This window comes from Enterococcus sp. UD-01, from assembly GCF_044909655.1.
Classification (GTDB): Bacteria; Bacillota; Bacilli; order Lactobacillales; family Enterococcaceae; genus Enterococcus_L.
This window is the reverse complement of record NZ_JBIYEU010000006.1, coordinates 125425-139713: the sequence shown is the minus strand read 5'-3', so window position 1 is coordinate 139713 and position 14289 is coordinate 125425. Positions and strand designations below refer to the sequence as shown.

Annotated in this window: 11 protein-coding genes; 8 read left to right on the top strand and 3 right to left on the bottom strand. The window is 37.6% G+C overall.

Annotated elements, in window-relative coordinates:
• Positions 1 to 75 precede the first annotated feature (75 nt).
• Positions 76 to 930 carry a MurR/RpiR family transcriptional regulator gene (locus ABH902_RS07515; RefSeq protein WP_404590020.1) on the bottom strand — a complete coding sequence of 285 codons (855 nt, stop codon included), beginning with the start codon at positions 928 to 930 and terminating at the stop codon, positions 76 to 78.
• A gap of 515 nt (positions 931 to 1445) precedes the next feature.
• Between ABH902_RS07515 and ABH902_RS07510 the strand changes: the two genes are divergently transcribed.
• The 3 genes from ABH902_RS07510 (at position 1446) to ABH902_RS07500 (ending at position 5666) form a co-directional block, all read left to right on the top strand.
• Positions 1446 to 3701: a hypothetical protein gene (locus ABH902_RS07510; RefSeq protein WP_404590019.1), complete on the top strand. Its 2256-nt coding sequence runs from the start codon at positions 1446 to 1448 to the stop codon at positions 3699 to 3701.
• A gap of 61 nt (positions 3702 to 3762) precedes the next feature.
• Positions 3763 to 4497, top strand: a complete 735-nt coding sequence (locus tag ABH902_RS07505) for a WxL domain-containing protein (protein ID WP_404590017.1) — start codon at positions 3763 to 3765, stop codon at positions 4495 to 4497.
• Between the two features lie 104 nt (positions 4498 to 4601).
• Positions 4602 to 5666, top strand: a complete 1065-nt coding sequence (locus ABH902_RS07500) for a WxL protein host-binding domain-containing protein (protein ID WP_404590016.1) — start codon at positions 4602 to 4604, stop codon at positions 5664 to 5666.
• A 92-nt stretch (positions 5667 to 5758) separates the two neighbouring features.
• Here ABH902_RS07500 and ABH902_RS07495 read toward each other — a convergent pair whose 3' ends face one another.
• Positions 5759 to 6337, bottom strand: a complete 579-nt coding sequence (locus ABH902_RS07495) for a YdcF family protein (protein WP_404590014.1) — start codon at positions 6335 to 6337, stop codon at positions 5759 to 5761.
• Between the two features lie 572 nt (positions 6338 to 6909).
• On the opposite strand from ABH902_RS07495, the gene ABH902_RS07490 reads away from it, so the two are divergent.
• From ABH902_RS07490 to thrS, 5 genes are all read left to right on the top strand, one after another.
• Complete coding sequence (locus tag ABH902_RS07490; RefSeq protein WP_404590013.1) at positions 6910 to 8376, top strand: L,D-transpeptidase family protein; 1467 nt, start codon at positions 6910 to 6912, stop codon at positions 8374 to 8376.
• A gap of 43 nt (positions 8377 to 8419) precedes the next feature.
• On the top strand, positions 8420 to 8923 hold the full coding sequence (locus tag ABH902_RS07485; RefSeq protein ID WP_404590011.1) for an NUDIX domain-containing protein: 504 nt from the start codon (positions 8420 to 8422) through the stop codon (positions 8921 to 8923).
• The gene (locus ABH902_RS07480) at positions 8920 to 9513 is read left to right on the top strand and encodes a class I SAM-dependent DNA methyltransferase (protein ID WP_404590010.1); all 594 of its coding nucleotides are present in this window, start codon (positions 8920 to 8922) and stop codon (positions 9511 to 9513) included. Before ABH902_RS07485 ends, ABH902_RS07480 begins: the two co-directional genes overlap by 4 nt.
• Before the next feature lie 41 nt (positions 9514 to 9554).
• On the top strand, positions 9555 to 9734 hold the full coding sequence (locus tag ABH902_RS07475; protein ID WP_404590009.1) for a 2-hydroxymuconate tautomerase: 180 nt from the start codon (positions 9555 to 9557) through the stop codon (positions 9732 to 9734).
• Between the two features lie 777 nt (positions 9735 to 10511).
• Entirely contained in the window at positions 10512 to 12449 is a 1938-nt protein-coding gene (gene thrS, locus ABH902_RS07470; RefSeq protein WP_404590007.1) for a threonine--tRNA ligase, read from the top strand.
• A gap of 136 nt (positions 12450 to 12585) precedes the next feature.
• Here thrS and ABH902_RS07465 read toward each other — a convergent pair whose 3' ends face one another.
• Positions 12586 to 14178 carry an aryl-sulfate sulfotransferase gene (locus ABH902_RS07465; protein ID WP_404590006.1) on the bottom strand — a complete coding sequence of 531 codons (1593 nt, stop codon included), beginning with the start codon at positions 14176 to 14178 and terminating at the stop codon, positions 12586 to 12588.
• Between the last annotated feature and the right edge of the window lie 111 nt (positions 14179 to 14289).

The window sequence follows — 14289 nt, the reverse complement described above, 5'->3', positions numbered from 1 at the left end:
AAAACTGCTGATATAGCAAAAATTAAAATAAAAAGACGAACAAGGCAAAAGAGCCTTGCTCGTCTTTTTATGGTTTTACCATTCATATTTGGATGAATCGGCTGATTGGAAAGAATTGATAATCGTATCGCTGCTTAGCTTTCTTTGACGTAAGCCTCTATTGTCACGAAGAATCGTTGCGTAAATGATATCAAAAATCAGAGAAATCATTGGCGTATTAGAGAGCACTAAAGGATTGTTGGCCATTACTCGATCAGGTGTAATCATCTTGATATCAATTAAATCATTGATTTTAGGATTATCATTACCGGAAAGCAACATGGTTGTCACATGCTTTTTCTTAATGTTTGAAAGAAAAGGAATCACATCTTTACTGATAACGGAAGGAACTACAGCAATCAGCAAGGAATCGCTGTTCATATTTTCAATCGATAGCTGAGCCTCCAGAGTTTCTTTTAAGGTAGTTACTTCTAGTCCGATTTGACGTAGTTTGAAAGCAAATTCGTCACTGATAAAAGAAGTCGTATAAATCGATAATATAAAGATTTTTCTGGAAAGAGTAATAGCGGATGCCGCATCTTCGATTGTTTTTTCATCAAGCAGCGCACAGGTATTGAGCAACATTTTTTGATAATCGTGAGTGACATATTCGAGCAAATTTGAATCATCAATCGTTTCGTCACTGATTTTATCAAATTGAGTATTACTTTGTGCTAAGGCTATTTTAAACTTATTAAAGCCTTTGTAGCCGATTTTCTTACAGAAGCGATTGATGCTGGCTTCAGATGTATTGATTTTTTTTGCAAGAGTAGTAATAGTATTGGTTATAACAAAGTCAGGATTATTAATGACAAATTGACTTATTTCATATTCACTTGTAGTGAAGGTCGATTCAAGCGAAATAATTTTTAAAATCACTGCAGACTGCATAATGACACCTCTTCTAAAAGTTCTTAAATTTCATTATAACAATAATCCCACGTAATTTGAAGATATATGATGCTAAAAATATTTACCACTGCAACTGTAGAGAACACATAAATTATGTAAAAAAAGGCGCAAAAAAAATGCAAGTTATTGAAAAATAGATCTTCATCTTCTAGGGAAATAGTGATCTGCAAGGATCTCAGCTACTATTTGGCAAAAAAAAACCCTTCATACACACACTATATGAAGGGAAACACAATATGAAAAAAACTAAGAACATCTGTATAATACCATTTTTTTAGATAATTCTCAAATATTTTGTTGTTTTTCTAAAAAAATGAGAATAACTTCGATTTAACGCTTTTTATAATCATTAATTTTATCGATTTTTGTGGTGTTTAATCGTTTACTTTATTTATTGAGCAGTATAAAATCAATTTAATAATATAACTTAATTTATTTTATAATATTAATTGTTTAATAAAAAACGGTGATACTGTAGAGAAGGGGGAGGCAATGTGGAGAAGAGAAGCCGGTTTTGTCCTTTAATATTCCTGTTGATGGTCGCTTTTTGGGGAGGCAGTACAGCTGAAGCGAGCCCGACAGCTTCATCACATTCATATGAGCAAGCAGATTCTTCTAATGAAATAGCGACCCAGGAAACATCTGAAGCGACAGTACAAACCCAAACAGTTGAAGAAAATGGTAAGGAACAGGCGAAGAAAGAACCGCCGACAGATCGAGCTATTTCTTTAGGAAGCAGTTCTGTTACTGGAACCTATTCATATGGAACTTATGGGCAAGTGATTCCGTCCATTACGTATACCTATTCAACGCTGGCCAACATTTCTATAAATGATCGTCCGATTCTTATTGTCCAACTACCTGCGGAAATAGCCGGTCAAATTAATGGCAGCGTCACGAAACAGCAAGATTTTTTAGCGATTTTGACGGGAACCTTAACCTATCCAGGAACAGCCAGTCAAGATCTTCACAGCACCACAAACGGTGTTAGCTTAGCCTATAGCAGTACGTATAATTCTATATATGTTACCTTTCCAACTCCGGGTTTATTATTACTTGGAGCAAAATGGTCAGTCAAATTATCCTTTGATGTAGGTGCTCTGTACAAACGCGGCATCACCGTTCCGCCAGCTATCAATGGTTCTAATTATGCTATCAGGGGTTCAATTAGTGACACGACATCTGGTTTAGGAGAAATTACGATTATTACCGGTAATACCCAAGCAGGAACGATTGCTTTACCATCAATGACCTTGGGAACCTACCCGGTGCCGAGATTAACGGCACCTGTCATTAGCACACCTTTGCAGCATTTACAAACAAATGTTAACGGTAACATTCAGCAGACGCAAGATAGCAATTATTCGTATACAGTTCAATTAACGATAAATCACACTGATGGAACAACAACTCCGATTATTATAGCTAACGTGCCTGTAGACAGTGCTGGAAATTATACTGCCGCTTTGAATAATGCGCTTGAATACGGAGATACTGTGTCAGCAACGCTCTACGCGCGATCGAAAACAACCACCGATTATATTCAGAGTCCGAGCTCCGCTTTACAGCCGGTAAGCTGGACGATTAACCCTGTGACAAGTATTTCTGCAATTAGCGGCAGCACTCAATTATCAGGCACTGCTGTTCAAAATAATAATGCAGCGGTTTATCAGGTAAAGCTGCAAGTGAATAATGGTACGACGTATACGACGACATTAAATACAAATGGCAGCTTTCAATTTACTGGACTGCCGGCATTTCAAGGCGGTGAAACAGCTCGTTTATGGATTCAAGGCATGAGCAGCCGCACAGGCTTACCACTGCTGACCAGCAGCAATTTCACACAGACCATTCCTTATGCTGTGCCACAGCTAGCTTTGGTACAAACACTTGAACGAAAAAATGCGCAGGGAAATTGGGAATCAGCGACTTCAGCTGTAACCGGTCAAAGTGTCCGCCTTACCTTCAAAGTCACGCTACTTAATCAAACAGTTTGGCAAAACCAACAATTAAAAGCTTATCTGCCGACTGGATTAACACAAATCAGTCAAGCAACTCTTATCAAAACTTCGCCATCGGGCGTGAACACGACTGTTTCAGGGACCCAGCTTTTAACGGATACCAATACCGCGCAATACTGGTCTTATCAAAACACACTTGCTGGTAATAATTTTAGTGAAGCGAATACTAGCTTTACTCTTCAATATACAGCAGTTGTAGCAGATAACATGACGGATCAGACACTAGCATTTAAAAGCTTGGCGGATGGTAATGATGGCAACGGCACAAAAATTACCACTCAAAACATCACTACTTCACTTGCTATTAAAAGTGGCCTGTTACGTTTTGTTCAGGCACCAAGTAAAATATCTTTTAATAATCTTGCAGTTCCAGCTACTACCACGACATACAATCCAAATATGGTAGATTCAACTCTGGTAATTGCTGACGGCCGAGTGGCTAAAAGTCAATGGCAGCTTTATGTAAGAGAAAATCAGGCGATGCAATCAACAACAACGACGAAGCGGATTGAACAAGCATTTGTTTATCGTATTAATGGTGTGGATTATTCCATTAATAACGTTGCTTCAAAAGTCTATACGTATACATCACCCAACGATGAAAATGTGGTGATTTCATGGAATCAACAAAATGGTCTTTTCTTAAAGCTGGGTCCTAGCGTCAATTTGAATGTAAATGAAAAATACGGGGCACAGCTACAATGGATTTTATCAGATACACCTTTATAACCTTGATTTTACTTCTTTAAAAGAAGCTAAAATAAATAAATTTGGAAAGTGGGAAGTAAAGATGAAAAAAGTCTCGTTTTTATCCGTTAGTGCTGCTTTATTTATTTCTGTTAGTTTGCTTGGAGGAACTCCTGTGTTGGCTGCCTCTTTTCCGCTAAATTCCAATGCTGATATCACGTTTATTCAAGATAATAGTGTAACTTCACCTGTCAATCCAACCAATCCGTCTCAAACTGTAACACCAAACCCCGATGATCCACATCCAAATGGTACAGCCGGACCTTTGAGCTTGGATTATATTTCCAATTTTCACTTTGGCTCACAAACGATTCAATCGCTGAATGCTGTTTATTATGCACAACTTGATAAAGTAACAAATAGTGGCGGAACCCTAATTAGTGTTCCAAACTTTGCCCAAGTAACCGACAAACGTGGCTTGAACTTAGGCTGGAAATTAACGGTGAAACAAAATGGTCAGTTTGCGACAAGTCAAACAACACCTTCTGTTTTGACAAATGCTTCATTAAGCTTTGTCGCTGCAACCCCTAATTCTACGCAGCAGTTAGCTCTTGCACCTGTTACGACAGCCGTTACATTAGATCCAAGCGGCAGTTCTTCTGTTCCGGTTGCGACAGCTGCAGCATCAACAGGGATGGGAACTTGGACACTGGCATTTGGTTCTGGCGCGAACGCCAATCAAGGTGTTATGCTGACAGTACCGATTACAGCAACGAAAGTGACGAATCAACAATACAAAACTACACTTACTTGGACGTTAAATGATAGTCCAATTTAACGGCAAAGACTCGTCTTAAAAAGCGCATGATCAGGAGCCAGAAGAAATAAAAGAATCACTATTTTTTCTGGTTCTTATTTTATTAAACAAAAGGAGTATGAATGATGAAAAAAAGTGCAGGTATTATTTTACTAGCAATTATTTTTATTAGCAGCCTTTTCTATTCTACAAAAACGACTTTGGCCAGTGAAATGAGCTTCACAGTCAAAGCTATTTTGCCTGAAAACCAGCGCAGCCAAGAGGTCAGCTATTATGATTTGCGGGTTACACCAGGTCAAAAGCAAACCTTACAGTTGGAGTTAAGTAATGATACAGATGAAGACATTGTTGTGAAGGCTTCAGCCAATGCTGCTATCACTAACGACAATGGCATTGTGGATTACTCTTATAACAAAACCAAAAAGGATTCATCTGCTTTATATACGTTCAATGAGCTAGCGAAGCTGCCGGAGGAGATTACCTTGCCGAAGCATTCAAAAAGGACAGTCGATTGCGTTGTAACCCTACCTGAAAAAGCATTTGACGGCTATATTTTAGGCGGGATGTACTTTGAACAAAAAGGTGTCGAGGAAGCTGCTAAAAGCAATGAGTCTATGGCTATCGGGAATCGATTTTCGTACGTTGTAGGAGTGCTGCTGAGTGAAAACGATCGAGAAGTGAAGCCAGAATTAGCGTTGAATAAAGTTTCACCTGATCAAAAAAACGGTAATAATGTTGTGTTGATGAATCTTCAAAATAAACAGCCGGCGCTGATAAAAAAACTGCAGGTTGACGCCAAGTTATATTATGAAAAGGAAAAGAAGCCGCGCTATGAAAATCATCAGACAGCGTTAACGATGGCGCCCAATACAAATTTTGACTATAAAATTGATTTGAATGAGCAGCCTTTCGTGCCGGGAAATTATACCGTAAAAGTGACGGTTAATGATGGTTTTCGTGATTGGCAGTGGGAAAAAGCATTTACTATTGAAGAAAAAGAAGCGAAATCCTATAATGCTACAGCCGTAAATCTGCCGCCTGAGCAAAAACAACGGCTGCCATGGCATTGGATTTTCGGCGGAATCATTGGAATTCTAGCGGTTATAGCCGGTATTGTTTACTATTTTCGGAAAAAAATGAAACAACAACAAATGCAACTGGAAAAATATAAAACGCATGAGGAAAAATAGCTTTAACTTAACCTTCATTAAAAACCAGACTAGGCGTCATGAACGTCCCAGTCTGATTTTTAATGAAGTTACTCTAAGAAAAAATAGAAATATTAATGGTCAAAAAGCAAGCCATACCCTAAAGCACAAATTTCTCTGACATAGGTTTTAAAGGCCGCTGAGGATTTAGATACAGCCGGTAGACCACTGACGTTTTTGACCCCTAACCGTTTTGCTAATAATTTGGCGCGGTACAGGTGAAAATCGCTGGTGACCACTACTGTATTGCCAAGTTCTTTTTTCTTCTGCGCATTCTGAATATTTTCTTTTGTACGAGTAGAAGTGTCTTCTTTTAAAATACGTTCTTTGGCGATGCCTTTTTTCAGCAAGTACTCAGTCATGACGTTTGCTTCACTATCAGGCTCGTCACTACCTTTGCCGCCGCAAACGATGACTGTTGTCTCAGCATGCTTTTTTAAATAAGGCACTGCTGCATCGAGCCGCTCTTTTAAGACGGCGCTAGGGTAAGCAGCTGCTTTTGTCCCTTTTACTTGAGCACCTAAAATTAAAACTGTGTCAGGGGTTGAGCTGGGCTGTTCCTTTGTCCCGCTTAAAATTAAACATAAAACAAATAGTGCATAAAAAATTCCTAAACATAAGAGGAAAAATATCCCTTTTTTTAATACTTTCATACATACCACAACCTTTCTTAATTAGTGTAGTAGATTGTTCAATGAAATAGGGAAGAACCGTTTCATTTTAAATGATTTTTAACGAATTTAAGAGAAATTATACGTAAATTGCGCATTCCTGCTAAAATAACATCTACCTGAAAAAAGCGATAATAGCAGTACTTTAAAAAAGAATCAGAGGGATTTATCGGAAAGTTTTTTAATATTTTGTAAAAAAACAAGAATTTATGTAAAGATATTGATTTTTGGGCTTTTTTCTGATCCACTATCTGTGGTAGAATAAAAGATGCATTGTATAGAAACTCAGATTATAATTATTTTATTTTTTTATGAGAAAAGTTCATTGCGTTGATTACATATATTACTATTTTTTCTCATATGCAAGCATATTAATTGAAGGTTGGGAACGATTTGACTACACTAACTTTATTATACCAAAGCAATGATGAGCGTATATGAAAAGTTAAAACAAAAGAAAGCCATGCTTTTTATTGTTTTAGTAGAAGAGAAAAGGAATTCCATGATCTTCACAGTACTTATTCACACATTAAATATAAAAGGAAGATAGCTCAATGGAAAATGAAGAAATTGTTAGTCGCTCTGCCAAAAATGCAAAAGGATCCAAAAATAATAATCGCAACAAAAAGAATAAATGGCTGGTTCCGTTAGTTGGTATACTAATTTGCTTGGCGCTGATTTTTACCGGCGGTTTGTTTTATTTCCAATCGCATTTCTTTATAACGGCTAAAGCCAATGGTGTTGATGTCAGCTTTTTAAATGCTAAGGCAGCGAAAGAAAGATTGGAAAAACTTAATAAAACAGAAGATGTGATTATCAAAGTAAACGGACAGGAAAACAAGATTGAATTACCTGAAAAGTACGAAATCACTGAAGAGTATTTAAAACAAAATATCAGCGGCCGAGATATAAAGTTACCGATTAACGAAAATTATAAAACAGAATTGCAAAACAAGCTGAACGCGCTTGAGTTTGATGCCGGCACACCAAGTCAGGATGCTCGTATTGAAAAAGTTGATGGGAAGTACCAAATCATTGCTGAACAAATTGGTACGACGGTAGACAAAGAAGCACTAATTAAGCAAGTCCTAAGTGATGTTGAAAATAACAAAGGCACCTACGTCTACGATGTGAAGGACTTCTATCAAAAACCAGCTGTTACCAAAGATGATAAAGGCTTACAGGATAAATTAGCTGTACTCAGCAAAAAAGAAAACAAACAAATTACCTTAGATATTAATAATGAAAAACTAACATTGACAAAAGAAGAGCTGCAGTCATTTATTAACGATAACGGAGACGTTGATGCTGCTAAAGTTTATGCTTGGGTAGAACAAACCAATCAAAAATACGGCTCAATTTTCAAACCGATTATCTTTAAAAATGTTCATGGTGTTACTATGAAATATAAAAATAATGGCAGCTACGGCTGGGATATTAATATGCCGCAGACCAGAGACTTAATTGTTAACGCCTTGAACAGTGACAAAGAAACAGAAGAAATTAAAGTACCGATCGACGGCGATGTCAATCAGTCAAACACAGTGGATAAAGATTATGTTGAAATTGATTTAAATGATCAAAAAATGTACTTCTTTAAAAACGGTGCGAAAGTTGTCGAAACAGACGTTATTACTGGTCGTTATAATAAAGGAACAGCGACTGTACCAGGCTTCCATACCATTTTGTATAAAGATACGGATACAAAACTAGAAGGACAAATGCTGGACGGTTCCAAGTATAGTGTTCCTGTAAAATACTGGATGCCATTAAAGAGTTACGGTGGTGTAGTCACGCAAATCGGTATTCATGACGCAGATTATAAAGCGGAATATTTCGGTAATAAAGAAGCATACAAAACTAATTTCGGTAGTAACGGTTGTATTAATACACCAGGTGATGCCGTTGCACAAATCTTTAATGGTGCATACGCAGGTATGCCGGTGATTATCTATGGACATATCTATGATGATGCTCCAGGTGAATTTGACAAGCCGGTTGATTATGGAGAACCTGCTTAAAAAGAAGTCCGCAAGGGCTTCTTTTTTTATAAAGGAGGAAAAAATGCTAGATGTTTATAATTCTCAAAGGAAAAAAACGGGAAAAGTAATAGAACGTGGTGCAGCTTTAGCAAAAGGCGAGTACCAACTGGCTGCAGCAGCTGTTATTATAAATCAAGAAAAATTCTTAATCACGCAACGACATCCTGCAAAGCAAATGGGCTTATTTTGGGAGGTTCCAGGAGGTGCGGTTGAAGCAGAAGAAACAAGTCGTTCCGCAGCCCTTAGAGAACTAAAGGAAGAAATCGGCATCGTAGTGCAGTCATCTGAGCTTCAATTCGTAGAAACGATTTGTTATGAACAGCTGAATTTATTAATTGACGGCTATGTTGTTTCGCAAAATATTGAGCTTTCTGAACTCGTGTTACAGCCAGAGGAAGTAATAGCTGCCCGATTGGCCTCTTTTTCTGAGATTAAAGAGCTACAAGAAACAAGGCAGTTTACGCCATTTGATTTTATGCTTTGTCAGGTGATTCAAGAAAGGCAAATGAAAGGAAGGCTAAAATGAACGTTTTCGACCGCATTGCTCAGCATTATGATTCTGAAAAACAGCAAGCCTTAGCACAACAAATTTTAACAGTACTAAAAAAAGAAATAGGCGATTGTTCCCAAAACGTTATTTTAGATTATGGCTGCGGCACTGGACTGATTGGTTTAGAGTTGGCCCAGGTTTGTAAAGAAATCATTCTTATGGATCCATCCGTTGAAATGATGAAAATTGTAAATGACAAAATTCAATATGCCGAATTAACCAATACTCAACCCATTACAGGCAGCTTTTCTACTGAAAAAATTCCTGAAATACAAGCAGATAATATAATTGTTTCATTAGTTTTGCTACATGTGCCGGATACGCAGGAATTGTTGAATCATTTATATTTAGCGTTGAAGGATCAAGGAGAAATATTCATTGTAGATTTTGATAAAAATGAACATGTCCAGCACGAAAAAGTCCACAATGGTTTTGACCAAAAAGAATTGGCAAGAAAATGTGAACTAGCAGGCTTTAAACAAATGACAAGTCACACATTTTATCAAAGCGAAGCACTATTTATGAACCAAGCAGCTTCATTGTTTATTTTAAAAGCACAGAAATAGCGGTATAATTACCTCAAACGAACAGAAAGGAGCCGATTCAAATGCCATTTATCCATGTAGAGCTAATCGAAGGACGTAGTGAGGAACAGCTAACGAATATGGTCAAAGATATTACTGAAGTTGTTTCCAAAAATACTGGAGCGCCTAAAGAAAATATTCACGTAATTGTTAACGAGCTGAAAAAAGATCGCTACGCTCAGGGTGGTAGCTGGAAAAAATAATGTTTCAACTCACTGCTCTCAATTAATACTTGCTTTTTAAGCGTATAAGTGTTTAAATTAGTTCATAATTGATTGAGGAAAAAGACACCTGAACTTGTAAGCAGTCTTTCAGAGAGGAAAAGCTTGGCTGAAACTTTTCCAGACCCGCCCAAGGAATGACCACTTTTTCAAACCTTTGTTGAAACAAAGGCGGCCGTACCGTTATCACACTTGAGGAATACAGTAGCTTGCTGTATTTAAAAATAGGTGGAACCACGAACTTTTCGTCCTAGTATTTGATAAGATCAAATACTAGGACTTTTTGCTGCGAATCACTACGACTGGCGCAAAGCGACAGAGTAGAAGCTGAGCAGTACTTGGCGAACAAAGTGAGCGAAGTAACCTTAAACAGAATCACTACGATTTGCGAAAAGCGACAGAGTAGATGATGAGCAGTACTTGGGGAACAAAGTGAGCGAAGTAACCTTAAACAGAATCACTACAATTGTCGCAAAGCGCCAGAGTAGAAGCCGAGCAGTACTTGGCGAACAAAGTGAGCAAAGTAACCTCAAACAGAATCACTACGACTAGCGCCAATCGACAGAGTAGAAGCTGAGCAGTACAAAAGTTCCTGAAAAAATCAATCCTATCTCATTGTGGTTAAAATTATTTGCTTTAATAAGAGAAGCTTTAAACAAAACAGGTAAATGATCAACGGCTAAAGCAATCAACTATTTTTGGTATCGATGATTTTTTAAGAGAATCATTTTAATAAGTAAATTGAAGGAGGAAACACAAATGTCAATCAACATTACTTTTCCAGATGGCGCCGTTAAAGAATTCGAGAGCGGTTCATCCACATTAGATATTGCTAAAAGTATCAGCAATAGTCTCGCTAAAAAAGCTTTAGCAGGGAAATTAAACGGAACCTTAATCGATTTGACTCGTCCTATTGAAGAAGACGGCAGTCTTGAAATTATCACACCAGATCACGAGGATGCATTAGGTATTTTGCGTCATTCAGCGGCACACTTAATGGCAAACGCACTGCGTCGTCTGTTCCCTAAAATTAAATTCGGTGTAGGACCAGCGATTGATTCTGGTTTTTACTATGATACTGATAATGGAGAATCACCAGTGACGGCAGAAGATTTACCGGCAATTGAAGCTGAAATGATGAAAATCGTTAAAGAAAACAATCCGATTGTTCGTAAAGTAGTGTCAAAAGAAGAAGCCTTGCAATTGTTTGCTGATGATCCTTATAAGGTTGAATTGATTACTGATTTACCGGAAGATGAAGTAATTACTGTTTACGATCAAGGGGATTTCGTGGATCTATGCCGCGGTGTCCACGTTCCTTCAACAGGCAGAATTCAAGTCTTCAAATTATTGTCGGTGGCTGGAGCTTATTGGCGCGGTAATTCTGATAACCACATGATGCAGCGGATTTACGGAACTGCCTTTTTCGACAAAAAAGAGTTAAAAGAGTTTATCAAAATGCGTGAAGAAGCGAAAGAACGCGATCATCGTAAACTAGGCAAAGAGCTGGATCTGTTTATGGTTTCTCAAGAGGTAGGTTCAGGTTTACCGTTCTGGCTACCAAAAGGTGCGACCATCCGTCGTACCATCGAACGCTACATTGTAGATAAAGAAATCAGCTTAGGCTATCAACATGTCTATACACCAATTATGGCTGATGTGGAATTATACAAAACATCCGGTCACTGGGATCACTACCATGAAGATATGTTCCCGCCAATGGATATGGGCGACGGTGAAATGCTGGTGTTACGTCCTATGAACTGTCCACACCACATGATGGTTTATAAAAATGACATTCACAGCTATCGCGAGCTGCCGATTCGTATTGCCGAGCTTGGTATGATGCACCGTTATGAAAAATCTGGTGCCTTATCCGGTTTACAACGTGTGCGTGAAATGACATTAAATGACGGTCATACTTTTGTTCGTCCAGATCAAATCAAAGAAGAGTTTAAGCGTACATTAGAATTAATGGTAGCCGTTTACGCCGATTTTGATATTACTGATTACCGTTTCCGTTTAAGCTATCGTGACCCAAATAATACTGACAAATATTTTGATGACGATGCGATGTGGGAAAAAGCACAGATAATGTTAAAAGAAGCGATGGACGAATTGGAGCTAGATTATTTTGAAGCCGAAGGTGAAGCAGCCTTTTATGGACCAAAATTAGATGTACAGGTGAAAACAGCGCTAGGAATGGAAGAAACACTTTCTACTATTCAATTAGACTTTTTATTACCTGAACGCTTCGATTTAACTTATGTTGGTGACGATGGAGAAAACACACATCGTCCTGTCGTTATTCATCGAGGAATTGTTTCAACCATGGAACGCTTCGTGGCTTACCTAACTGAAGTTTATAAAGGAGCATTTCCAACTTGGCTAGCTCCAATTCAAGCAACAATTATTCCTGTTTCTGTCGATGCGCATTCTGACTATGCTTATGAAGTAAAAAAACGCCTGCAGGAACAAGGCTTACGAGTAGAAGTCGACGATCGCAATGAAAAAATGGGCTATAAGATTCGTGCTTCTCAAACGCAAAAAATTCCGTATCAAATTGTTGTCGGCGACAAGGAAGTAGCGGATGCAACAGTGAACGTTCGTCGTTACGGCAGCAAAGAAACAGAAGTAACAGATTTGAATATCTTTGTGGACAGCATGACAGCCGATGTAAAAAATTACAGTAAATAAAGTAGGTTAAAAAGTAGTTGTGTCATAGATTAAGCTTACCAAACTTGCTATAAATAAAGTAAAAAGAAAAATAATCGATCTGCCTTACTTTTGATCCCTATTAAAAGGAAGTAAGTAGCTTGCAGATCGATTATTTTTAATTTGTAAACCAAAAATCATCAAAAGAATATTTAAAAACTCGATAACCTAAATTTTTCTCTGTTTCATCTAAAAGCTCTGAATAATCAAAGGATGTAATCAGTTCGCCGTCTTGCGTATATTCTTCTGCTAGATGAACGTTATAGCCGCTGTTGATTACTAAATGATCAGCGATGGACTGCACATTTGATACAATGCTGGAATAAGGTAAGTCGAAAGAATCAACGAGTTCATAAGTCCCCTTTTCCTCATCAATTAGATATTTATAGTATTTTGATTTTTCACCAGATTCTTTTTCACCGGTACCCGTTGGAATAGAGCCGGTATAATCAGGATTGCTAGCATACCACCACAGATTATTATTATAAAAGTATAAGTAATATTGTCCGTCTTTTAGTTTATCATCTGCTAGATAGTTCACGCTATGTTGTCCGCCTGAATTAGGGAAATTACCAACTTGTGTTAATAAGTGATCTTTGTAAGTCGTATTTGTCCAAACGTCTTCCTCACCAATGATATATTCCAGGGTAGGCTCTGTATAAACATTATTAATTTTAATAATGGAAGATGTTTCTCTTGAACTGAGGATGAGCTGATTCTCATCTATCACTTGAATTGAGTTTGCATGCAGCCAATCTAAAGTGTTGTCCTCGTCCTGATCTTCCGTTTCAAGATCACTTACATAATCAAACAATAAATCTTTCATATCAATGAGCTCCTTACATTCACCTGTAGTCAGATCTAGAGTTAAAACAATATCTTCTACAGTATCACGATTTTTTTTTGAAGCCAGAATAAGTAAGCTATTTTCATTAGCTAAGCAAAAATCATGGTGAAGCTCATAGCCGGAAAGCTTGTACAATGCTTCGAATTTTCCCAAAGCATTCATCCGGACAATTTGGTTGTTTGTATTCGCGAATAATAATTGATCATCTATTTGAATGATTCGATCCGTTCGATAGCTATTTGTCAGAATATCTCCTCTAATTACACCACTATTGTCGAATAAAAACGTATGTCCATTTCCGGCGCCTATTAATGCGAATAACCCGTTGGAAAGCTGGGTATCACTTGTTCCGGAAGCTTTTTTCAGTTGAAGAGTAGTATATTCATAATCGGGTGCAACTACTGAAAAGATTTGTTCTTTAACCACTGAATCAGTCGCATCTTTTATCTGTAAAGTTAAAATATTTTCAGTACTGGGGATAAATCCAAGCAACAAAAAGCCGCCGTCTGTTTGTTTCGCTGTTTTACTAAAATCGGCATAACCATCTGCTTGGATCGTATATGTAAGCTGTTGACCTTCTTCTAATTCAAAGGCGAGATAAAGGCTATTCGCTATTGTTTGGTATGGATTCCATACTGCTAAAGGTTTAGCAAAGGAATATTCTTTTGCTTCCTTTAATGTTTCTAGTTCGTTTGTAATATCATTTTGGGTTGCTAATGTTCGTACATTTTTTCGTTCTTTCAAGGTTTCAACGGAAAGTTGCTCCAAATGAATAGAACTTTCCGTTCCGTTATCGTTTAGCTGACAACCTGAAAAAATAAGCAATAAAAAAAAGGGAAGCGTGTACGGTAATTTTTTTCTCATTCGTTTCCTCCAATGAATAAGTTTAATAGTAGTGTAACTGATGTACTTTAAACCAAACTTAAAAAGAACTCTATTCTGCGAAAAAAATCTAGATTGAAAACTGGAAGCTTT